Annotated in this window: 23 protein-coding genes; 15 read left to right on the top strand and 8 right to left on the bottom strand. The window is 43.1% G+C overall.

The window, feature by feature from the left end; translation table 11 throughout:
• The first annotated feature begins 30 nt into the window (after positions 1–30).
• Positions 31–369, top strand: a complete 339-nt coding sequence (locus RAH45_RS00320; RefSeq protein WP_068407936.1) for a DUF3817 domain-containing protein — start codon at positions 31–33, stop codon at positions 367–369.
• A gap of 41 nt (positions 370–410) precedes the next feature.
• On the opposite strand, the gene RAH45_RS00315 is transcribed toward RAH45_RS00320, so the two are convergent.
• From RAH45_RS00315 to RAH45_RS00305, 3 genes are all read right to left on the bottom strand, one after another.
• Positions 411–806, bottom strand: coding sequence for a transposase family protein (locus tag RAH45_RS00315; RefSeq protein ID WP_306495374.1), 396 nt, complete (start codon positions 804–806; stop codon positions 411–413).
• The gene (locus RAH45_RS00310) at positions 803–1,243 is read right to left on the bottom strand and encodes a transposase family protein (protein ID WP_198328646.1); all 441 of its coding nucleotides are present in this window, start codon (positions 1,241–1,243) and stop codon (positions 803–805) included. Before RAH45_RS00310 ends, RAH45_RS00315 begins: the two co-directional genes overlap by 4 nt.
• Positions 1,244–1,405: 162 nt before the next feature.
• Positions 1,406–1,840, bottom strand: a complete 435-nt coding sequence (locus tag RAH45_RS00305; RefSeq protein ID WP_068407355.1) for a PH domain-containing protein — start codon at positions 1,838–1,840, stop codon at positions 1,406–1,408.
• A gap of 171 nt (positions 1,841–2,011) precedes the next feature.
• Here RAH45_RS00305 and RAH45_RS00300 point away from each other — a divergent pair, with 171 nt between their 5' ends.
• Positions 2,012–2,620, top strand: a complete 609-nt coding sequence (locus RAH45_RS00300; protein WP_068407352.1) for a class I SAM-dependent methyltransferase — start codon at positions 2,012–2,014, stop codon at positions 2,618–2,620.
• Between the two features lie 129 nt (positions 2,621–2,749).
• Here the strand turns inward: RAH45_RS00300 and lptG are convergent, their stop codons facing one another.
• Positions 2,750–3,991, bottom strand: coding sequence for an LPS export ABC transporter permease LptG (gene lptG, locus RAH45_RS00295; RefSeq protein ID WP_068407349.1), 1,242 nt, complete (start codon positions 3,989–3,991; stop codon positions 2,750–2,752).
• On the bottom strand, positions 3,991–5,280 hold the full coding sequence (lptF, locus tag RAH45_RS00290; protein WP_068407346.1) for an LPS export ABC transporter permease LptF: 1,290 nt from the start codon (positions 5,278–5,280) through the stop codon (positions 3,991–3,993). Before lptF ends, lptG begins: the two co-directional genes overlap by 1 nt.
• 611 nt (positions 5,281–5,891) lie before the next feature.
• Between lptF and RAH45_RS00285 the strand changes: the two genes are divergently transcribed.
• The 3 genes from RAH45_RS00285 (at position 5,892) to sstT (ending at position 9,482) form a co-directional block, all read left to right on the top strand.
• Positions 5,892–7,544 (top strand): leucyl aminopeptidase, encoded by a 1,653-nt coding sequence (locus RAH45_RS00285; protein ID WP_306495373.1) that lies wholly within the window; start codon positions 5,892–5,894, stop codon positions 7,542–7,544.
• A gap of 50 nt (positions 7,545–7,594) precedes the next feature.
• Entirely contained in the window at positions 7,595–8,083 is a 489-nt protein-coding gene (locus tag RAH45_RS00280) for a DNA polymerase III subunit chi (RefSeq protein ID WP_068407340.1), read from the top strand.
• Between the two features lie 196 nt (positions 8,084–8,279).
• Positions 8,280–9,482, top strand: coding sequence for a serine/threonine transporter SstT (sstT, locus tag RAH45_RS00275; protein WP_068407337.1), 1,203 nt, complete (start codon positions 8,280–8,282; stop codon positions 9,480–9,482).
• 116 nt (positions 9,483–9,598) lie between these two features.
• Here the strand turns inward: sstT and RAH45_RS00270 are convergent, their stop codons facing one another.
• Together RAH45_RS00270 and RAH45_RS00265 are read right to left on the bottom strand one after the other, a co-directional pair.
• Positions 9,599–9,922: a chaperone modulator CbpM gene (locus tag RAH45_RS00270; RefSeq protein WP_068407333.1), complete on the bottom strand. Its 324-nt coding sequence runs from the start codon at positions 9,920–9,922 to the stop codon at positions 9,599–9,601.
• 130 nt (positions 9,923–10,052) lie between these two features.
• Positions 10,053–11,069, bottom strand: a complete 1,017-nt coding sequence (locus RAH45_RS00265; protein WP_068407330.1) for a DnaJ C-terminal domain-containing protein — start codon at positions 11,067–11,069, stop codon at positions 10,053–10,055.
• Positions 11,070–11,530: 461 nt separating this feature from the next.
• Between RAH45_RS00265 and RAH45_RS00260 the strand changes: the two genes are divergently transcribed.
• A complete protein-coding gene (locus RAH45_RS00260) occupies positions 11,531–11,893 on the top strand; it encodes a septal ring lytic transglycosylase RlpA family protein (RefSeq protein ID WP_102076714.1) in 363 nt (120 codons plus the stop codon).
• A 138-nt stretch (positions 11,894–12,031) separates the two neighbouring features.
• Here the strand turns inward: RAH45_RS00260 and RAH45_RS00255 are convergent, their stop codons facing one another.
• Positions 12,032–14,098, bottom strand: coding sequence for an ATP-binding cassette domain-containing protein (locus RAH45_RS00255; RefSeq protein ID WP_068407324.1), 2,067 nt, complete (start codon positions 14,096–14,098; stop codon positions 12,032–12,034).
• Positions 14,099–14,671: 573 nt separating this feature from the next.
• On the opposite strand from RAH45_RS00255, the gene erpA reads away from it, so the two are divergent.
• From erpA to def, 9 genes are all read left to right on the top strand, one after another.
• The gene (gene erpA, locus RAH45_RS00250) at positions 14,672–15,052 is read left to right on the top strand and encodes an iron-sulfur cluster insertion protein ErpA (RefSeq protein ID WP_068407319.1); all 381 of its coding nucleotides are present in this window, start codon (positions 14,672–14,674) and stop codon (positions 15,050–15,052) included.
• 414 nt (positions 15,053–15,466) lie between these two features.
• The gene (locus RAH45_RS00245; protein WP_306495372.1) at positions 15,467–16,303 is read left to right on the top strand and encodes an IS630 family transposase; all 837 of its coding nucleotides are present in this window, start codon (positions 15,467–15,469) and stop codon (positions 16,301–16,303) included.
• Between the two features lie 5 nt (positions 16,304–16,308).
• Complete coding sequence (locus RAH45_RS00240; protein ID WP_238060251.1) at positions 16,309–16,662, top strand: roadblock/LC7 domain-containing protein; 354 nt, start codon at positions 16,309–16,311, stop codon at positions 16,660–16,662.
• Between the two features lie 295 nt (positions 16,663–16,957).
• Positions 16,958–18,532, top strand: a complete 1,575-nt coding sequence (gshA, locus tag RAH45_RS00235; protein ID WP_082894365.1) for a glutamate--cysteine ligase — start codon at positions 16,958–16,960, stop codon at positions 18,530–18,532.
• 85 nt (positions 18,533–18,617) lie between these two features.
• The gene (locus RAH45_RS00230; protein ID WP_068407305.1) at positions 18,618–19,130 is read left to right on the top strand and encodes a disulfide bond formation protein B; all 513 of its coding nucleotides are present in this window, start codon (positions 18,618–18,620) and stop codon (positions 19,128–19,130) included.
• Positions 19,131–19,551: 421 nt separating this feature from the next.
• Complete coding sequence (locus RAH45_RS00225; protein WP_238060252.1) at positions 19,552–20,184, top strand: copper resistance protein NlpE N-terminal domain-containing protein; 633 nt, start codon at positions 19,552–19,554, stop codon at positions 20,182–20,184.
• A gap of 196 nt (positions 20,185–20,380) precedes the next feature.
• Positions 20,381–21,871, top strand: a complete 1,491-nt coding sequence (mpl, locus tag RAH45_RS00220; protein WP_238060253.1) for a UDP-N-acetylmuramate:L-alanyl-gamma-D-glutamyl-meso-diaminopimelate ligase — start codon at positions 20,381–20,383, stop codon at positions 21,869–21,871.
• Between the two features lie 379 nt (positions 21,872–22,250).
• Complete coding sequence (locus tag RAH45_RS00215) at positions 22,251–22,505, top strand: GlsB/YeaQ/YmgE family stress response membrane protein (RefSeq protein WP_068408390.1); 255 nt, start codon at positions 22,251–22,253, stop codon at positions 22,503–22,505.
• A 219-nt stretch (positions 22,506–22,724) separates the two neighbouring features.
• On the top strand, positions 22,725–23,279 hold the full coding sequence (gene def, locus RAH45_RS00210) for a peptide deformylase (RefSeq protein ID WP_068408392.1): 555 nt from the start codon (positions 22,725–22,727) through the stop codon (positions 23,277–23,279).
• Positions 23,280–23,364 lie beyond the last annotated feature (85 nt).

Raw genomic sequence — 23,364 nt, 5'->3', positions numbered from 1 at the left:
ATTTATTGATGATTGTAAAAGGAATAAAACGTGTCGCAAGCTCAGCCATCTACTTTGCCTACCCTAACAAAAGGGCAAAACTCTGCCCTCAAAAACCTGACCATCATGGGTTACTTAGAAGGCACGTCTTTTTTATTATTGCTTGGTATCGCCATGCCACTAAAATACATGTTAGGTATTCCTGAAGCAGTGAAATATGTCGGTATGGCGCATGGGGGATTATTTATCGCCTATATTTTGATGCTGTTGATTGCAACGAGTAAAATAAAAATGCCGCTATGGGCAATGCCTGCAGGTGTGCTTGGCTCGTTTTTACCATTTGGTCCGTTTATATTTGATCATTTATTAAAAAAGCGTTTGAAAAAATAGAATTAAGTATTTTTGGTTATCGATTAGACCTCTTGCAAAAGTCATAGGTTTAGCTCGAAATTAATGATACCAGCAAACAGCTTCATTCTAAGATCATAGCGCTGACGACGGTTACGATATTTATGAGCCACGATTTTGAACAACTTGATTAAGCCTATTTTGTGCTCAACCACAATACGGAACTTTGCCAGATAGTGATTGGCCTGTTTGCATATCTCCAGTAACTGACCACCACGTGGCTTTTTAAAAGGGGTGAAGGTTTGCTTATGTAGCTTTGCTAACCCTTGATAACCACTATCTGCTAGTAATTTAGCATTGTCAGGAAGCCAATCAGGACAAGTATCTTTATAGAGCTTAAAATCGTGGATTGACCCTTCGCAGGTTTGCACATCAAGTATCAACCCTGTTTGCCAATGAACGATAACCTGCGCTTTCAAGGTGTGTTGTTTTTTCTTACCGCTATAGTAGTCGCTTTGGTTTTTTTTGGACGCTCAATTGGGGTTTCGGTCGCATCAACAATGACGACGCTCCAATTGATGTCATCATCGACGCGACTAGGGAGCTTTTTGGGCAATTCAAACTTGCCAGAGTCAATCAGGATGTCTTCTACTTTACGGATGATACGACTAGCAGAAGACTCATGAATACCAAAGTCCATACTGATATGATAAAGCGTGCGGTATTCACGCCAATAAGTCAGGGCTAGTAGTATCTGCTCCTTAAGACTGAGCAAGCTTGGTCTGCCTGATTTGGTTTTAGATGCTTCATGCTCTTGCATGGCCTCAAGCATGTCATAAAAGGTGGCTTTATGAATGCCAGTGTAGCGTTTAAAACCAGCGTCACTTTGTTTGAGTAGCTTATCTATGTTTGGCATGGTTCCTAAAAAGTTATGAGCGTCTTCTTATTTTAATTCCCTTTGCTACTTTTGCAAGAGGTCTATTGTCTTTAGACTTTTGAGGATAGTGATCCGTCAAGAACAAGATAAAATAAGTTGGACACCCATTATCATCCGCCTAGATAAACCAAAATGCTTACCTTATTTTGCTATCACTATACTAGGGTTACGCGCTTTTATTTCTTGGTAAAATAATCGTTTGTCTTTTGGCGATATTAATACCTTTTTATTTTTATAGTCTACCTCAAGTCTATCTAACGACAGAGCTGGTGCAGAAACCATATTTCGGGTTGGAGCAATATAAGTAATGTCTGTAAGCTCAATACGCTGCGTAGAAAAACCATTATTTATAAGAAGATGACCGTCTGATAACGTATATTTCGTACCAAAAAACGGCATAAGCATTAATACTATAAAAGGTAAGAAAATAAATGCCAAAAAAATAGCTTTAGCTAACGAGCCGTTTTCACTTTTCTTCCATTGCCAAAATGGAATGCCAATCATCATAAAGCTACCTCCCAAGAGCGTAAATCCAATCCAGAAATCAATTTTAGATGTAAATACAATGTCTGTCATAAAATACTCTATAGTTAGCTAAAGCGGATTTAAGTCTAGCAATAATAATCAATCTTATCTTTAACTAAGATAAATTTTAAATGAATCCCTAGCTGCAAACCTGCCCTTTTCTCGTTACAATACCTGCCATAGTATATTAACCTTCTATTTATTAAATAATCCGAGAATCCCATGAGCCATAGACCCCCTGCTGACCTGTTAAAAAGCGCCGAACACTGGCGTGAAGATATCAACTTTCGCCAAGATGTGCTGGGCAAGCCGTTTGATTTTGCGACCACATGGGGTATATTCTCGCCGCAAAAGCTCGATGATGGCAGTTTGATGCTGCTTGATTATGTGGATTTTCAAGCGGATGATGATTCGATAGATTTGGGCTGTGGCTATGGCGTGCTTGGTATGACGGCGGCGCGTGAATGTCCGAATGGACTGCATACCTTGATTGATAAAGATTTTATGGCGGTAGAATATGCGCGCCGTAATTGCGAGAAAAACGGTCTGAAAAATGTTGATGTGCATTTGTCTAACGGCTTTAATCATGTGGCAAAAGACAAAGACTTTAGCCTTGTGATGTCGAACTTGCCAGCCAAAGTAGGTAAAGAGCAGCATTATTTATACTTCCTTGATGCCTATGCGCGCATGCGTCAAGGTGGGCGTTTTTATGTGGTGACGATTAATGGCTTGCGTCAATTTATGAAGCGCTCATTTACCGAAGTGTTTGGTAATAGCGAAAAGGTTAAACAAGGTAAAACTTATACCATTACCATGGCGACCAAAGACTAAGCTTAAGCAACTTAAAAACTGAGCAAACAAAAATCCCGCTAACAAGATGATGTCTTAGCGGGATTTTTTATGGCTAAATTTTTAGAACTATATTTTTAAAGTTATATTTTTACAATTACATTTTTAAGGTTACATTTGCCGCTTCAACAAATAACCACCCAATATCGCACTGGCGATAATCGGTAATAACACCATTAATAATGGCGAGAATCCAGTCGCGAGCGAAACAAAGCCAACCAAGTCTTGCACATAACTAAACAGCAAGCCAAATAGCAATGCCACCACGATGCGTAAGCCCAAGCTATGCGTACGTAGTGAGCCAAAAACGAATGAGCAAGCGACAATTACCAGCGATAAAATCGATAATGGTGACAGCAGCTTTTGCCAAAAGGCCAGCTCATGACTTAACGAGCGCGTGCCTTGCTGGCGCATAAATTGGCGATGCTCATATAACTGGGTCAATGATAAATCTTCGGCCTTACGAGTGAGTAAATACACCGACTCAGGGGCAAAAGGCAAACTCAAGGTATCTGACGGTGCGATAGCTTGGCTACTCTCAAAGCCCTGACCAATCATCAGCTTGGTCATATTATTCAGCTGCCACTCGTAACGGTATTGCTCGCTCGGCTTGCTGCTATCGGTATCTATCGGTTCGCGGCCGATATATTTGCCGCCCTCAGCATGAATAGCAGATTGCAGATTGCCATTATTATCCAAATGCCAACGTTTAACTTCGCCGATATTGCCTTGCACATCGGCATAATCGATATATAAAATATCGCTGCCATCTGGCTTGGCACTGCCGTCTTTTGCACTCTCAAAGCGTGGCTGTACCGTCCAATAACCGCGTACCGAGGTGACAAGCGAGCTGTTATCTTCATCGTTAATCTCTTGCGCCAACTGATTCGAATGCGGTAGGACAAACTGATTAATCACCAATGCCAATAGCACAAAAATCAAGGCAGGCTGCAACACCCAGCCGACGATACGATAAACACTGACGCCAGCAGCGCGCATGACGACCAGCTCGCTTTTATTGGCCAATAAACCCAAACCGACCACGGCGCCAAGTAACGCGCCCGTTGGGATAAATTGCTCTAAAAAGTAAGGCGAGCGATAAAAGATATATTTAATCGCCTCGCCCATCGTATAGTTATCATCTAACGAATCTAGCTCAGACAAATAAGAAAATACCAGCTGCAATGCCCACAAGCCTATAACCGCGCCGATGATGGCAAGCAAAGCGTTTAGTTTAACGTAACGGCTCAGCACTTTTAGATTGGTTGGTTTAGGCGCAAATTTCAGTTTGGCTTTTGGCGAATTTGGCTTTGATGAATTAGACGATGATGATTTAGAGAATAAAGCGCTCATTAGGATTGTCCTCCTTGTGAGCCATTGCTTTTTTGGTCAATATTGCCTTGATGCTCGCTAACGGTTAACAGCTCATCTGGTTTGCGAAAGCGCAAACGATGTTGGACGCGGCTGCCCCAATTCATATAGAGCGCCAATGCCATAAAGCCTAATACCAACCATGCATACGCCCAAACGCTAACACTGCCTTTACTCACCGCATTTTTGAGGGAAATAATACCCAGCGCACAGCTGACAAATAATAAAATCGATGGGAACAAGCGCAGCCAGCGACCTTGACGCGGACGTACTTGCGCCAGTGGCACGGCCAGCATCGGTGCAATAATCATCAGCCAAGGCAAAGCAAGACGATAGCCAAGCTCCCCTTGTGCCGCTCGTAATGCTTTTTCGCTATTCACTGCTGTACTGCCTGTTGCGGCTTGCCATAATGGACCAATCGCTTGGGTTTCGATATTGGCTTCGGTGATGACTTCTTTAGAGGATTCGGTCAAGGTGATACGGTAGCGATCAAAGCCCACTTGATTGTATTTTAAACTGCCCGCGCCGACTTCATAGCGGCGACCTTGGAATAAGTCCAATTGGGTGACGCCGCTACTGCCGGTATCTACTTGCTGAGCGCGTTTGGCAAGGGTAATGGTATCTTTACTGATACTATTCTTGCCTATAAGGGCTTTTGGTAGCTCTGGAATATTGAGCTGCTCAGCAGTTTCTGGGTCGATATTATTATTTACATCAGCGGCCGCGTTTTTTGCTGCATTGCCTTTAGGCTTAGGCTCAGATTGTATCAATATCACATCTTGCAATTGCTTTTTATCATCACTCAAGCTGCCGACGTACAAATGATAATTGCCACTACTGATAAACTGATTGGGGCGAATCAAATCAAAAGCGCTGGTCAATGCCTGTTGCTGCCAAACACTTTCCGATGAGCGTACGCCCCACGGTTTTCCAACAATAGATAAGGCCGCCTCTCCAACAAATAATGCCAATATCAATGGTGTCATCAAACGTCCAAGCTTACCGCGCGACACGCCGCTGGCATTAATCACCGCCATTTCTTGGTCAACATACAAGCGCCCAAATACTAGCATGAGTGCGATAAAAAACGCCAACGGTAGGATAAGCTCTAAAAAGTAGGGCAAATTATAACCAATGATGGTAAATAATAAGCTGATGTCTAAATTGCCTTCTGCGGCAATACCAAAATAACGGATTAAACGGCCGCCGAGCATCATCACCACTAAAAACCCCAACACCAAAGCGGTCGTTGAGGCAACTTGTTGAGTCATATAGCGGCGTAATATCACAATAGGCACTCTTTAAGAAAGGTTGGTATGCGCACAATTTAGCGCAGTTTGACTGGCGCTACGTTATAAATAGTAGCGATAAAGATAACCGCTAATCCTAGCATATTTTGCTCAAAAATGGCTGTAAAATGTGTTGGAAAACATTGTATGCATCTTGCTATAAGCCTTGATTGTTTGGTTCATAATAGCTAAAACTAACAAAGCCTACAGCGTATATAATTTATAAGAATACCTTAATCTAAAGGTGAATCTATTAACTATTTACGCCGTATGTTTGCTTTATACTATTTAGCAAAGTTTGTTTGTCCTTGGTATCATTTGCCGCGCTTTTTTGGGTTTTGTTGCTAAACTACTGTTTCTGCCAAATTTAATTAGTACAAATACTTTAAATAGCACAAATAAATAGGTAGTCGATTCAAAAAAATACAGAATTGCTATGTTGATAGCGACGCCGCGCTCGCTGCGCACTCGCCTCGCAATATGCTACACTATTGTGCTAGCTGCATAAGCAACGGTATTTAAAAAGTATTATTTTAAAAAGCACGAATACATTAATAAAATACGCATTTCATAACTCTAATAAGGATAATTATATGAATATTAAATTAACGCAAACCCTGCCAAAAACCCATACACAAAAAATACTTAAAAAAGAAGCCAAAAGTAAAGATGCCGCCTGTCTTGTGGTACTCATCGATGATAAGAAAAATATCTTAGCTGAAGCCACATTAAGCGATTATCAAAGCCGTATTAAGCAATTGATGGAAGTATCACATTTTAATGGTAAAGCCTGCGAAACTGTCGCTGATTATGCCTTGGCTGGTGATAAAAAAACGGCTAAAGAAAATCCAGTACAGCTGTTACTCGTCGGTGTGGGTAATATTGATAAGCTTAGTCATAGCGGCTTGCAGAAAATCGCTAATACCATTTATCAAAGCACGCAAAAACGTGTTGACTCTATCACCGTTGCTTTAGGTGATGCGCTAGAAGAAAATCATTTCAGCCAGTTTGCTTTGAATTTACTCGCAGCAAGCTACCGTTTTGACAAATATAAATCTGAGCAAAACACGCCTGTTTTAACCGACATCTATTTACTTGCCGACCAGTCTTTGCAAGCGGCATTAGACTTTGCTCAAGCGGTATTCGCTGGTCAAAGCTTGACCCGTGATGTCGCCAATGAGCCGGGCAATATCTGCTTCCCAGCTTACATGGCCGAACAAGCCGAAGCGCTTGCCAAAGCTTATCCTGACTTATTAAAAGTCACCGTCTTGGGTGAAGATAAGATGTCAGCGCTGGGTATGAACTGCTTCTTAGCGGTTGCCCAAGGTTCAGCCAAAGAAGGTAAATTGGTATTGTTAGAGTACCGCGGTAAATCTAACTTTAGCGCTAAAGCCAGCGCTAGCAAAATCGCTAATAGCGGTGCAAAAGTAACGGGCGGTCTAAAAGCCTTGGCAGATAAATTACCGACCAAAGCTGCTAGTAAAAAATCTGACAAAAACAGCGATGCAAAAACTGTCAATGATGATGCGCCTATCGTCTTAGTCGGTAAAGGCGTGACCTTTGATTCAGGCGGTATCTCAATCAAACCCGGTGCGGCGATGGATGAGATGAAATTTGATATGGGCGGTTCAGCCTCAGTACTCGGTACGATTAAAGCTTTATGTGAAGCGCGTCTACCAATTAATGTCGTTGGTGCGCTTGCTTGTGCGGAAAACATGCCATCAGGTGATGCCACGCGCCCAGGCGATATCGTCAAAGCCATGAATGGCAAGTCGGTTGAAATCTTAAATACCGATGCCGAAGGTCGTTTGGTGTTGGCCGATACGTTATGCTATGTACAGCGCTATAATCCAAAAGCCATTATTGATGTGGCAACGTTGACCGGCGCTTGTGTGGTTGCCTTAGGTCACGTGCGCTCAGCGGTATTTAGTAATGACGAAGACGTGTTATTTGAACTAGAAAACGCCAGTCATTTATCGGGCGATTTAATCTGGCATATGCCGTTAGATGATGAGTATCAAACACAGCTTGACTCGCCTATCGCTGATATGCAAAACATCGGTGGTAAAGGTGGCGGGGCTATCACAGCCGCTTGTTTCTTATCTCGCTTCGTTGAAGAAGGTCAAGCATGGGCGCATTTGGATATCGCTGGTACGGCATGGAATTCTGGTCAAGACAAAGCAGCAACTGGTCGCCCTGTTCCGCTATTTATGCAATACCTCAAAAACAGCGCAAACAATGCCTAATCTGTTATTAATAATCTATTGGTAAAATACCAATTTATGAAAATGAATTTATGAACATCAGTTTTTATATTTTAAGTGAGAGTAAAGCCCAAGATATCTTGGGCTTTATTTGTCAATTGACCCAAACCGCGCTGAACAAAAGCAGCCAACCGCTCTTGATTCTCATTGATAAAGATGATGAATTGCTATCGACGCTTGATGAAGCGCTATGGTCATATGATGGCGCAAGCTTTATACCGCATCAGCGACTTTTGCACGCTACTATTTCTGAGCCTAAAGATGCTAGTAAACCTGTGCAAGATAATAATGAGGCATTAGCCCCTGTTTTACTTAGCAGTTATATGCCAGCGGATTTTAAAGGTATTGTCCTAAATACCACCATCCATCCTGTCAATCGTTTTATGGCAGCGACCAATAATGCCCAGCCTACTCGGGTGCTTGAGCTGATAAAACCTGACCCTGAGAGTACGCAAGAAGGTCGGCATAAATACAAAGCCTATCAACAATTGGGCTACGAGCTGACCCATTTTAAGGTTTAATCGACAAACCTTATCTATTTTTTGTCTTAAAAAACACTTCTATTTTTTCACATTGTGCACTTTTACTTGACCTTATGTGCCTAGGTAGGCATGGGTTAAAGGTAGGCGTTTATCTTAAAAAAATGCTACCATCCTTCGATTACTTTTCCGTTCTATTATAAATTTTATATTTATTGACAAAGTCGAGGGTGTATAGATGCGTTCATTGATTGCGATGTACCAGCGTATAGGGCTGGTGCCGCTTATTATTATCGGTTTAATATTAGGCGTTTTGATTGGCTGGCTGGCACCAAATATCGGTGTTGCGCTGGGCCTATTAGGGACGCTATTTGTCGGCGCCCTAAAAGCAGTCGCGCCGATATTGGTCTTTATTTTGGTCATGGCAGCGATTAGCCAACATCGCAGTGGCAATGAGGTGTATGTCAAACCGGTGTTGATTATGTATATGTTCGGCACTTTTTTGGCAGCACTGACCGCCGTTGGCGCAAGCTTCTTATTCCCAACCGAGCTAATATTGGTCAATGCCAACATTGAGCAAGTACCCCCTGCTAACCTGCAAGAAGTACTCACCAACCTGCTGATGAATTTGGTTGCCAACCCTGTGCAGGCCATCGCTGATGCCAATTATATTGGTATTTTAGCGTGGGCAATCATCATTGGTTTTGCCCTACGTCAAGCCAGCGATACCGCGCGGGCGGTGGTCAGTGATTTTTCTGATGCCATCTCGCAAGTGGTCAAATGGGTCATTGCGCTAGCGCCATTTGGTATTTTAGGCTTGGTTGCCAATACCGTCGCTGAGACAGGCTTTGCCGCCCTAGCAGGTTATGCGCGCATCTTGATGGTACTGGTCGGTTGTATGTTGTTTATTGCGCTAGTGGTCAACCCTATTATCGTCTTAGTTAAGACGGGTAAAAACCCTTTCCCACTGGTGTTTACTTGCCTGCGTGAATCAGGGATTACCGCGTTTTTTACCCGTTCATCAGCCGCTAACATTCCGGTTAATATGAACCTTGCACGTAAATTAGGTCTACACGAAGACACTTATTCAGTCACCATTCCGCTAGGTGCGACCATCAATATGGCCGGTGCGGCGATTACCATTAACGTCTTAACCCTAGCAGCAGCGCATACACTTGGTATCGAAGTAAGCTTTGCCTCAGCGCTACTACTAAGTTTGGTCGCAACGATTAGTGCTTGCGGCGCTTCTGGTGTGGCTGGTGGTTCGCTACTTTTAATTCCATTGGCAGCAAGCTTATTTAGTATTCCAAACGATATCGCCATGCAAGTGGTGGCAATTGGCTTTATCATCGGGGTGGTACAAGATTCCGCTGAAACTGCCTTAAACTCGTCAACGGACGTCTTATTTACCGCTGCCGCTGATCCAAAATATGCGCGTTAATTTTTAATTATTGACGTTGGTTTTAATGAAAAACCGTCATTTTTAAAGCGGTATTTTTAATAGTATAAAGGGTCTCATTTAGAGACCCTTTTTTATGGGTAATGACAAGACACTGGCTATTTTAAATGCTCAACGTCTACTTCAATCACCGGCATCTGCATATCAAGCTGGCGCTTAAATTGGCGCAGCTGCTCAACCTCATCTAGTAACTCCAGTATCAAACCAATCGCCGGCACGCTGGCTTCAAAGTCACGGCTGAGGCGCGAGGCACGGCGTACGGTTGTCAGCTGATAACCGGTAAATTGCTGACGCTCTGGTACATCATATTCGATAATATTTTCTTCAAGCAATTCGATGACCCATTGGCGCTCTTGCCCACAGGCAGATACGAGCTCATCTAGGCTCAAGATAATGTCGGTAAATTCAGGCGAGTGTTTCATAATGATTATCCTCGTTTGCGCTTTATTTTATCGTATGGTCTTTATCTCTATTACAAGGCGATTATTCATGATTCATCACAGTTAAAAACTGATAGCACCAATCGTTAATAATAGCTGTTAATACCCGTCGTTAACGGCTGATACTGGTATCAGCAAACGCTTCTTTAAGCTGTTCATACGCTTTTATAGCCGCCTCGCTGCTGACATCAGGATTGACGATATTTAAGGTTAAATATAGATTGCCCGCTTGCTTCGCAGGAATACCTTTACCTTTTAGGCGTAAATTGCTACCTGATTTGCTGTTTTTAGGAATCGTCACCCCAAGCGAGCCAGCTGGGGTATTAACGGTAATTTTTTCACCGAGCGCCGCTTCCCAAGGCGCAATATTAACGGTTTGATAAACATCGGCGCCTTCAATACGGATATTACCAGCGTGACTGATTTTAACCTTTAAAAATAAATCGCCGTTTTTACCACCGCCGATACCAGCAGCCCCTTGTCCTGCTAAGCGGATTTGCTTGCCATCGGTGATACCTTTAGGAATTTTGATTTTAAGGGTTTTATTTTCATAATCGACCCTACCATTCGCCTGACGAACGGGCACATTTAACTTGATGCTATAGTCATCACCGCTATAGACCGAGGCCAAATCCACGGTAATCTCCGCATGTTGGTCTTGACCTTGACTGTCTTGCGCGCCAAAACCGCCGCCAAACTGCTCAAAGCCGCTGCTTTGTGAGCGGCCACCAGTTTGTCCACGCGCACCGCGACCAAAGGCTGAAAAGATATCATCGAAGCGAAAACCGCCACCACCATAAGCTTGACCTTCACCAAACTGATCATTGATGTCTTCCCAGCGAAAACCGCCTTGACCACCAGCCGATTGGCCACCAAAACCGCCAAAGCCACCAGCGCCGCCTGCACCAGCAAAAGGATTGTCTAGCATGGCATCATATTCTGCACGCTTATCTTTATCCCTAAGGGTTTCATAAGCATTGTTGATCTCCGCGATTTTATTATCAGCGTCTGGATCATCACTGACGTCAGGGTGATATTGGCGTACCAGCTTACGATATTTCTTTTTAATCTCAGCATCGCTGGCATCTTTTTTGACGCCCAAAATGTCATAGTAATTTTTTTCTGCCATGTTAATTTTCCTCAATATAAAAGCCTGTGAATAAGACTGCTATGCCAATGTAAACGAAACGATGGACCGGTTTGTATGAGAGCGATATAACGCATATAACGTCTGGTCGTTATCATTGTTATTGTCATCTACGTATCATCATAACAATAATAAACGGCCAACAACACCAACCCAAACTGTTAGACAAATAGATAGTTACCTTAAGTATAAAGGCTATATTTATAAGTAATAATGGAGATATTGTTAACAAAATTAAAGAGTGGTTAATAGGATTAAGCAGTGGAGAATCATAGATTTGCAGGCGTAACAGCGCCCTTTTGACCTTAGTAGTTCTTTTACATACCTGTAAGGGTATAACAAGCTCTTTCTTGTAAAATGCCTTTATTATTTGTACTCGCAGGGAGTATGGGTAACATAGGCAAGAGTATCTGTCTATCTCATCAACAAGAAATAGGTATTAAATGTCTTATTTAATCAAGTCTTTAGTCATCACTTTATCGCTACTGTTAAGTACGACTGTTTTTGCCGGCAACACCAGTTATTATGGTAGTAAGTTCCACGGCAAACGTACCGCAAGTGGCAGTATCTTCAATATGAACTCCCTCACCGCCGCGCATAAAACGCTGCCGTTTGGTACGAAGGTACAAGTGACCAACAAAAAGACAAAGCAGAGCGTAATCGTAAAAATTACTGATAGAGGACCTTATATTAAAGGTCGTATTTTGGATTTATCGAAAGCCGCTGCTGGTCAAATAAACTGTGAACTTTGCACAACTACTATGAAAATACTGTCTTATGGAGATGGTAAATACCGGATGGAATAATGGCATAAAAAAGGGAGAGCTTAGGCTCTCCCTTTTTTTATATCGACGAGTTTTTATAGTGGCTATATATAGTGACTATATATAGCCACTATATTAAGCGCTTAAATAATCACGCTGTCACCTTGCCGTGACAACTTTTTATTGGAAACGCGCTTCCATTTCTTCTAAATTTGTCATCGCTAGCAACAACTTTTCTTCATTATCACTATGCTGCTGTTGTAGCGCAGTCTGCTCATCTAACAATAGCAATAAATCAGCCTTGCGGCTTTCTTCGTACAGCTCAGTATCGGCAAGCTTGGTTTCTAAACTGGCCAATTTTTCATCAATTTTAGCCAAAGCTTTTTCTGTGTTTTCAATCTCACGGCGTATCGGTGCGGTGAGCTTACGCTGCTCAGCAGCCAATTTGCGCTGCTCTTCTTTGCTAATCAAAGGCTGAGCGGCTTTATTATTTACAGGTGCAGTTGACGCTTTACTGTTTATTTGATCTGATTGGCTGACTGATGGTTTGGTCATTTGACTGTTTGCCGAACCTGTATCTGTTTCACGTGAAACGGATTTCTTATTGTCTTTTTTGTTCTTTTTCTTACCGGTATTTTTGTCCGAGGCATTTTCTTGTTTGCGTTTTTCTGCTAGCCATTTACCGTAGTCACTGATATCGCCATCGAACTCGTCGATTTGGCCGTCATGCACTAAAAACAGCTCGTCGCAGACGTTGGCAATCAGCTCACGGTCATGCGATACCAGCACCACTGCCCCTTTAAACCCTTGCAAGGCAATGGTCAAAGCCTGACGCATTTGTAAGTCTAAATGGTTGGTTGGCTCATCGAGAACCAGCACGTTTGGACGCTGCCAAACGATTAATGCCAAAGTCAAACGCGCGCGCTCGCCACCAGAAAACAGCTCACTTGGGGTATCGATACGGTCGCCGCGAAAGTCAAAACTACCAAGGAACGAGCGTAGTTCGGCATCAGAGGTTTTACCTGCTAGGCGGCGCAGCATTTGCATCGGTGTCGCTGCGGCGTCTAAAGTATCCATTTGGTGCTGATTAAAATAGCCAAGCTTTAAGGTGTCAGAGACGCGATAGCTGCCTGATAAAATACCAATTTCACCAACCAAGGCTTTAATCAAGGTCGATTTACCCGCGCCATTCATCCCCAATAAACCAAGGCGGGTGTCGGGCGTTACTTGGACGTTGGCATTATGCAAAAGCGGCGTCTCGCTATAGCCGATATCAGCATTGCTCATTTCTATCAGCGGCGAGCTCATATTGGCCGGCTCATAAAAGCGGAACGAGAACGGATTGTCTGCCATCATCGGCGACAGCTCCGCCATGCGCTCAAGCTGCTTAATACGGCTTTGCGCCTGTTTGGCTTTACTGGCCTTGGCACGGAAACGACGAATAAAGTCATCCAAATGGGCTTTGGTTGCTTGTTGCTTTTCAAACGCTTGCTGCTGCTGCGCCATACGCTCGTGACGGGTACGGATAAACTGCTGATAATTACCTGTATAAAGGGTGATTTTTTGTTGTTCGACGTGCAAGATATGACCGACGGTGGCGTCCAAAAACGCTTGGTCGTGCGAGATAACAATCACCAAACCGGTATAAGCATTAATCCAGGTCTCAAGCCAAAGAATGGCGTCCAAATCCAAATGGTTGGTTGGCTCATCAAGGAGCATTAAATCGGCGCGGCTCATCAAGGTTTTGGCAAGGTTTAAACGCATACGCCAACCACCCGAGAACCCTTCAACGGGCAATTCATGCTGACTGGTCTTAAAACCAAGACCTGCCATGATTTGGGCCGCTTTGGTCGGCGTACGATAGCCGTCAATTTCATCAAACTGCTGATGCAATACGCCAATCTGATCGTCACTGACACTGCTTAAATCATTTAACGCCGCATTAATCTCATACCACTGCTCATCACCGCTTAGCACATAATCTATCGCCGTCTGCGTGCTCGCCCCGACTTCCTGCGCCATGTGCGCCACCTGCCAGCTATCAGGAATGCTCACCTCACCCTTATCAAGCGTCACTTCGGTATCGCCGGTGCCCATTTGCGTCAATAATAAGGCAAACAAGGTGGATTTACCGGTGCCGTTATTGCCCGTCAAGCCAACTTTATGGCCCGGATGGAGCTGAAAGCTTGCCCCTGCAAACAACTCACGACCATCACGGCGAACGCCAACGTCTTTAAATTCGATCATATAATTTCTTCATCTCAACAATAATATAAAACTTAAGGCAATAAAAACACACGTCTGGCATGTTTACAGGCGGCTATTATTTCAAACGCTTGGCGCATAGGCAAACGATTAAATAACTATTTTAAATTCAAACCTTTATACGGCTAAAAACCACTTGCGATCATAATGGCATGCGAACGATTAAAAGTTTTGGCATTTAAAACCGCTATTTGGCATGTAAAACTACTATATAGTTGCAAACGCTACTGTCACCCTTGACAAATCAATCAGCACCCCAATTATGTTATACTAGTAAAATACTATTGACATCATGCAGTTAGGTGTTCGAAATTGAGCGTTTAAAGTTAAGTAGCGGCCGTATTGCTATTCACCAAATTGCCATGCCACAATAATGTTTCAATACTAAGTTACATTGCTAAAATGTTACATTGCTAAATGCCTTAACAAATATAAAAAATTTTACCGTAGCCTAGGCGTTATCAGCCGCTACTTATCAGTCGCCCTATCCAGTATAAATAGACGACCTCGCAGAAATAAAAAACAAATCATTTGATTTTAGCAACTGAGGTAGATATGAACGAATCAGCCAATCAATTTAATCCAAGCACAAGTCAACCAGTCGACCCAACCGCCTTAAACTTGACCGACAGCGCGGCAAAAAAAGTACGTCGCCTACGTGAAGAGGAAGGTGACAGCAATCTTATGCTGCGTGTCTATGTGACGGGCGGCGGCTGTTCAGGTTTCTCTTATGGCTTTAACTTTGCCAATGAGCTCAATGAAGATGATGCCAATTTTGATAATGATGATGTGACCTTAGTCGTCGATTCGCTAAGCTATCAGTATTTGCAAGGCTCGACCGTCGACTATACCGAGGGTTTAGAAGGCGCGCGCTTTATTGTCACCAATCCAAATGCCACTACGACTTGCGGCTGTGGTTCATCGTTTTCTCTTTAAATAAGTCGAGATAATAGTTTCGTTATAGAAGTAACCTAGTCAAGCAATATAGTATTGTTGGGATAATTTAAGTATACAATCGTAAACTAAAAAAGTCGTTTTTGACCGATAATCTGGTAAAAGGTGGCTTTAATCGGTTTACGATTGTTTTTTTATGGGGATGTGCTTAAATACCGCCTTCTTTTGAGTAGCTAGTCTAATCAATCTGTTGTATGAGTGAGCGCTTAACCTGTTTGTAAAGCTTATGCTTGCGAGCCTTTTATTAAAAGATTGTTGTTAGAAGATTGTTGATTAAAGGATTTTGCTCATAAAGAATAATCACTAAAAAAATCCTACTCCTACCCCAAATTATGAAGGCACCCCCTCATGGCGAAGTTATAGTAAAAGAAACAAAAATCCGCTACAGTATACAATATGGCATACTCAAAAGACTACCGACAACTGATCCTCAATAAGCTTGCAGAAGGCTATAGCATTCGACAACTTGCCGAGGAATATCAAATTAGCACCAACACTATTCAGCGTTGGAAAAAATTTCCTGAGCGTAAAAAACGTCAGTTTACCCCAACTAAAATAGACGATGCATTACTGAGAGCGGATGTAGAGGCTTATCCTGATGACTATCAGCACGAACGAGCTCGGCGTTTTAATTGTACTCAAAGAGCGATAGGCATTGCATTAAAACGAATCGGCATCACTCAAAAAAAGAGCTTAACTCATCCAAAAGCAGATGATAAAAAACGTTTAATATTTCTTGAAAAGTTAGCGCAATTTGAGTTTGATGATAAGCCTATTATCTATCTTGATGAAAGTGGCTTTAAGTCTCATGAAAACAGGCCTTACGGTTACTCTAATAGAGGTAAAAAATGCTTTGGACAATACAACTGGCAGCTTAAAAACCAAACCAATGCGATAGGTGCTATTTACAATAATCAGCTGTTCGCTGTTGGACTTTATGATCGCAGTGTCAATAGTGATGTATTTCATAGCTGGGTTGAACAACTGCTGCTACCAAGCTTACCGAAAGACAGTGTAATCGTTATGGATAATGCAACCTTCCATAAGCGCAAAGACACAACTGAACTTATAGAAGATGCAGGGCACACTATTTTATGGCTGCCACCTTACAGTCCTGATTTGAATCCTATCGAGCAAATGTGGGCTTGGGTCAAACAAAAACGTAAGGAATGGCGGCTAGATTGTGTTGACACACTGTTCTTTTATTTCTTATGGCTGTGTGGCGATTTATAAGTTCTTTGACTATATCACTTGACGCACTAAATGACATCGACGGCTTTATCGCCGCCGCGCTAGTAGACAGCGAATCTGGTCTTGCAATGGCCACGCTTGGCTCTGGCATCGACCTTGAGCTAGCAGCGGCTGGCAACACCGAAGTACTACGCTCTAAGCGCAAAGTAGCAGCAGCGCTAAATTTAGATGAGAACATCGAAGACATTCTTATCACTTTGAGCAAGCAGTATCATTTGCTACGTCCATTGGTACGTAATGACAGCTTATTTTTATACCTTGTACTTGACCGTCAAAAATCAAACCTTGCAATGGCGCGTCATATTCTAAAAGGTTTTGAGACGGAATTAGAGTTTTCGTAAGCCTGTTTATATTAAGTAATGAGTTATCTAAAGCATCTACCTGATAAGTAGATGTTTTTTTGCTTTATAGCTGTTTGATTTAGAGCAGCAGATTTGACTAATAGCTGTGCTGTTTAACCAATTTTATAAACCAAACAACCGTTATTTGAGCGCCAGTGAAGCTTACTGTATTTGTAATTGTACGTGGTTTTTGGGGCGGCTTTGGGCTAAACTGACGTGATTCTATAACCCGTTTTTTCGGTTGCACAGCGATTGTGTGGCGACCGACCATAACTAATAACAACAGATGACTATTATGAGTAATTTTGCGAGCAGCTTTGTCGATTTTAAAATTCCAAACTGGTTTGATAGCAAGCATTTAAGCGGCATGCTGCGCGGTATCGAAAAAGAAGGGCTGCGGGTTAAACCTGATGGCTACTTGGCGCAAACTCCGCATCCAGCCAAGCTTGGCTCCAAGCTCACCCATCCATTTATCACCACCGATTACTCTGAAAGTCTGCTCGAACTTATCACTGACCCAAAAACCTCTCCAAAAGAAACGCTAACCATGTTGCGCCAATTGCATCTATTGGTTTATCAAGGTATGCCTGAAGGCGAGCTGATGTGGCCATTGTCAATGCCGTGTATGCTGTCATCAAAAGATGAAGATATTCCGCTAGCAGACTATGGCAGCTCTAATACGGGTAAGCTAAAAACCCTCTATCGTAGTGGACTTGGTATCCGTTATGGTCGCCGTATGCAGACGATTGCCGGCTTGCACTATAACCTATCGTTTGGCGATGATTTATTTGCCGCGTGGCAAGCGCAAACGCCAAACGCGCAAGATTTGACCCTAACCGAATTTAAAAATGACAAGTATCTGGGATTGATTCGTAACTTTAAACGTCTGACCAGTTTGGTACTGTATTTATTGGGGGCAAGCCCTAGCGTTTGTCCGTGCTTTGTGTCAGGTATCGAGCATGACCTTGAGCTGCTCAATGACTCAACCTACTATAGACCGACGGCGACCAGCCTACGTATGGGCAAGCTTGGCTATACCAACAGCGTGCAAGAACATCTCGATATTCGTTATAATAATTTGCCCGAGTATATCAAAGGACTGCGCCGTGCGATTCAGACCCCGCATGCAAGCTTTGAGAAACTTGGCTTAGATGATGCCGACGGCAATCCGATACAAATCAATGACCATATTCTACAAATAGAAAATGAATACTATAGTCCGATTCGCCCCAAACAAATCGCGATGAGTGGCGAGAGCCCAACCGAAGCGCTTGAGCGTCGCGGTATCGCTTACGTTGAGTTTCGTGCTATCGACCTCGACCCTTATAGCGATATTGGCATTCGTTTATCTAGCGCCTGCTTTTTAGAAGTGATGGCGTTGTACTGCTTGCTGAGTGATTCGCCAGAGCTGCTGCCAGCAGAAGAAGAGGCGTTGGCGGTTAATTTAGAACGCGTGGTCAACGAAGGTCGCCGCGAAAACTTGCAAATCATTAATAATGGCGATGAACAAACCCTAGAAAGCTGGATGCTTATGCACTTAAGCCGTATGCAGCCATTGGCAGAGCTGCTTGACGCGCATTATGGTGGTAATGAATATCGGACAGCGGTTGCCTTGATGCAAGGTAAAGCGGGACATTCTGAATCAACCATCTCAGCACAAGTGAACTCGGATAGTAAACGTTTGGGCAGCTTATGGCAGCTTGGCTTTACTTTGGCGCAGCAGCATCGTGAGTCGATATTACAGCAGACGTTGAGCCCAAACACCCAAGCCAAATATGAAGTACTTGCCGAAAAATCTATCTTGCAGCAGGCAGAGCTTGAAGCCGCCGAAACCGAAGATTTTATGGAATTTTTACAACAGTACCGCTAATGGTTGATTAATTTGACCTTTTAACAGTCTACTTTTTATTAGTTTTATCCTATATCAATGAGCATTTTATAAGAGTATTCGCCCCATGCGACAGCTGACCACTTACCGTAATCTGCAAGTATTTTTAGTAATCATGGCCGTGATCGGTATGAGCTTTGCGCTATTTTTCTTACAGCGTTATATGGGATTTTCGCCTTGTCCGCTATGTATCTTTCAGCGCATCGGTCTGATGGTTATGGGCGGCTTTGCTTTGATTGCCGCTATATTTGACCCAAAATCAAAAATCGTCCGCTTACTATTATGGCTTGGCAGTTTGGCTGGGATTGGCTGGGCAGCAGCAGTTGCCGGTCGGCACGTATGGCTACAGCATTTGCCCGCCGACCAAGTGCCTTCTTGTGGGCCCGGCTTAGATTATTGGCTTGATACCCTACCGATGCAGCAAGTATTAAAAGAAGTATTTGCCGGCTCTGGTGAATGCGCGTCTATTGAGTGGACGTTTATGGGTTTGAGTATCCCTGAGCAATCTTTGATTTTATTTAGCATTTTGATATTGGTACATGTATTAATTTTATGGCGTATCGTGCGCCCTGCCCGCTAACCTGCTTCTACTACCCTTATGAGTAGCCAATAACCGTCCTGCACAATGCATGGACGGTTATTTTTTTGGCTCATATTTCAGGCGTTTTTAGCACGGTTAAAGCCATAGGGTTTAATTAACGACACGCTCTAGTCACTTTTACACTTTGATATATCCAAGGTGTTTATTTACCCTAATGGAATAACGGTAGTCTTAATTGCACTTTAAATGTATATAGCCAGTGTTTGCAAGACCTCAGCGCGAGCTTTGCTATCAAAACCATGAGGTTTATCACATAATTTAACGAAGTTAGGGTCGCAAGCGCTGCCTGTTGGCGCTAAGATTGTCCCTCACAATTTCTTTAACTTTTACCAAGACTTTAATTAGTTATCCTACTGACAAGGCTTAAACCCACTATTAAAAAATGTTTTTTGGTAACGCTATGATTACTCTCTTACCCTATTCCTCCGCTGCAATTACCGCTATGAGACGCTGTACGCGCCCCTTGGTAGCGCTGCCGCTCTGTTTGCTACTCACGAGCTGTGATAGCGCCTCATCTTCTACGACTGCCAATAACACAACGACGCAAGGTGCTCAGACTACCAATAGTGTCGCACTTGCTGACTTGCAGGATGTTGATGTTCAAAATAATCTGACTGACGATGCAGTGGATGAGGCAGATAATGCAGAAGGCCAATCACTGATAGCAGCGGCAAACTCAAGTGATAACAGTCGCCGCGCGCCGATGATTTCGGCCGCCAATAGCGACAGCAGCTTACAAGCCACCTTGATGGGCGATTATGGCGGTGTGGTACCGTGTGCTTCTTGCGATAATATCGAGGTTACCTTAAATTTATTCGCTGATGGCTCTGTGCTAAAAACCAGTGTTTTTAATGATGCAGCGCCGACCGTTCCGCCTTTGTTAGAATCAGGGGTTTATCGCCAAGATGACGATAAAATCACCATCGTTTATGAGAGAAAAAACATCGAAACCTATAAAATCAGTGACAACCATTTGATTATGATGGACGCTGATGCCAATCTTAACGATGACTACACCCTTTCTCGTAAATAAATAACTGCCTACCTCAGCCAAATTGAGAGTCCACACAACGCCTACTGACTAGGCGTTTTTTATTGGTCATCTTATGGTGTTTACTTTACAATGAGGCTTTGATTATTGAGCTGTCTACTAAACTGCCTGCTGCACCACTACCTGTTGGCTGACATTCAAGCTCAATCTCCTTTTTTTAAGCGTGTACGGAACGTCTATGCATATTCATATTCTTGGTATTTGTGGTACTTTTATGGGCTCGCTGGCGTTACTGGCGCGCAGCCTTGGGCATACGGTCACAGGCTCAGACGCCAATGTTTATCCACCGATGTCCACCCAACTTGAAAATGCAGGCGTGACCATTGCCGAAGGTTATTTGGTCGAGCATTTGCAGCCAGCGCCTGATTTGGTGGTGGTTGGTAATGCTATGAAGCGTGGCATGGATGTCATCGAATATATGCTCGATAGCGGCCTGCGCTATACCTCAGGGCCGCAGTTCTTATCCGAGCAAGTGTTGCAATCGCGCCATGTCATCGCTGTGGCTGGTACGCATGGTAAAACCACCACGACCACCATGCTGGCGTGGATATTACATTATGCCGGTATTGATACAGGATTTTTGATTGGCGGCGTGCCCTTGGTTAATACGAGCGATGAACACCTGCAACAAGTCTTTGCCCATAGCAGCTACTTGGGTGCTGAAAAAGTCGCTGATGGCAGTGGAGAAAAAATCGGCTACTTCGTTATTGAAGCCGATGAATACGATTCAGCGTTTTTTGATAAACGCTCAAAGTTCGTCCATTATCGCCCGCGTACCGCTATTTTAAACAATCTTGAATTTGACCATGCCGATATTTTCGCTGACCTAAACGCTATCCAAACCCAGTTTCACCATATGGTGCGTATGATTCCAAGTAGCGGCAAAATCATCATGCCAGCGGCGACCATCAGTCTAGAAGAGACTTTAGCAAAGGGTGTTTGGACGCCAGTTTGGCGGACAGCCGTTATTGATAAACAGTCAGTTGATTATAAAAAAGACGAGCAAAATTTACAGCACACTAGCGACTGGCAAGCCGAGCTTATCAGCGCTGATGGCGGTCAATTTAGCGTCAGCTTTGCAGGGAACGATGAGCATACCGCGATTGTCGATTGGTCGATGAGCGGCATTCATAACGTTAATAATGCGCTAGTTGCGGTTGCCGCCGCTTATAACATTGGAGTGGATATCAAAGCTGCGTGCGCGGCATTATCCGCCTTTGCTGGTATCAAACGTCGTATGGAGCTGATTGGCGATGTCAACGACATCTTGGTATTTGATGATTTCGCCCATCATCCAACCGCCATTACCACTACCTTAGATGGCGCTAAAAAGAAACTGGCAGACAGACGGATTTGGGCGATTATCGAGCCGCGCAGCAACACCATGAAAATGGGTATTCACCAAGACAGCTTGGCTGAGTCTGCCGTCCTTGCCGACCATACTTTATGGTATGAGCCAACCGGACTTGAATGGGGTCTAAAAGACGTCATTGATAATGCCAAAGCTAACAATCCCAATATCGCAAGCCAGCAAGTATTGTCTAGTACCGAGGCGATTATTGGGCATATTATTAATAACGCTCAAGCGGGCGATGCGATTGTCATTATGTCGAATGGCGGCTTTGAAGGTATTCACCAGCGTCTACTGACCGCGCTGCGCAATAAATAAATCTCCACTTATATAGCAAGCGTATTAAAGCCTGATTATTTCTAAAAGCATAGTTCGTTAAACGAGCTATGCTTTTTTTATGGTTACCTGCCGTTCTATAGATGACTTTTCTAACGTTTATAAGTTCATATAATTATTTGAATAATTTACACATTATAGTAATCAACGCTTTGTCACGTTAGCGACTTTACTACCGTTTTAACCTGCCGTTTACCTATTTCATCTGCTTGATAGCAAATATGGCTTTTTTCTCACATAGCCCGTACACAGATAACATTTCGTCGTTACTTTTTATAGTGGCTAATGATTACAATGAATTCATCAAATAAGTAACAGATTATAAATAACCGCATAAATTAAAAATATTAGGAGAATAACAATGAGCTTTATTTGGATGATTATCGTAGGTTTGGTCGCAGGTTTATTGGCACGCGCTATTAAACCGGGCAACGACCCGATGGGTTGGATTATGACCATCGTATTGGGTATCGTCGGTGCGATGCTTGGTGGTTTTGTCGCAGGTTTAATCGGTATCAATGCTGATGGTGGCTTTACTGGTCTTATCTTCTCAGTAATCGGTGCGATTATCTTACTATTTATCTATGAGATGATTATGAATAAACGCCGCGTATAACAAGCGCAAGCCATTACTTGTATTAAATTAGAGTATATAAAAAAGGTCTTACCCAGCGTAAGACCTTTTTTAATGACTGCATTTTCTATCTGAATTATGAGTCATAAGTTTTGCTTATGTTATTACCTAAAAAAAACAGGCTATTGATATGCATTACTTTTGCCCCCATTTATCTTATAATATCAGACCTATTTTATCTTTATCGTTGAGGTGAGCCTTATGGCGTTACTCCCTATTTTAAGCTATCCCGACCCGCGCTTACGCACGATTGCTAAGCCTGTCAAGGAAGTTACGGCTGAAATCAAAACCTTAATCGCCGATATGATTGAGACGATGTATGATGCGCAAGGTATTGGATTGGCGGCAAGCCAAGTCGACCGTCATATTCAGCTTATCGTCATGGATTTATCGGAAGACAAAGACAGCCCAAGGGTATTTATCAACCCGAAAGTCACGCCATTGGTAGAAGAAAAGCAGCCGTACGAAGAGGGCTGTTTGTCGGTGCCTGAAGTCTACGATAAGGTTGAACGTCCAACCAAAGTACGTATCGAGGCCTTGGATGAAAATGGCAATAAGATTGATGAAGAAGTCGAAGGCTTACTTGCTGTCTGTATCCAACATGAAATGGATCATTTAAATGGCGTTATCTTCGTCGATTATTTATCGCGTCTTAAACAAACGCGGGCGCGTGATAAAGTGCGTAAAGTCCTTAAAATACGCGAAAAACAGGGCGAGCAAATCGCGGATAAACAGCCACAAACCACCAACTCTTAATACATTTATATTTTAAGCCACGTTTGTTGTTCTCTCATTATCGTTAAAAATGATGGCTTTACGATGATAAGATTGGCTTTTATAT

Source organism: Psychrobacter sp. van23A, assembly GCF_030845275.1.
Classification (GTDB): domain Bacteria; phylum Pseudomonadota; class Gammaproteobacteria; order Pseudomonadales; family Moraxellaceae; genus Psychrobacter; species Psychrobacter faecalis.
This window is presented reverse-complemented; position numbering and strand designations above follow the sequence as displayed.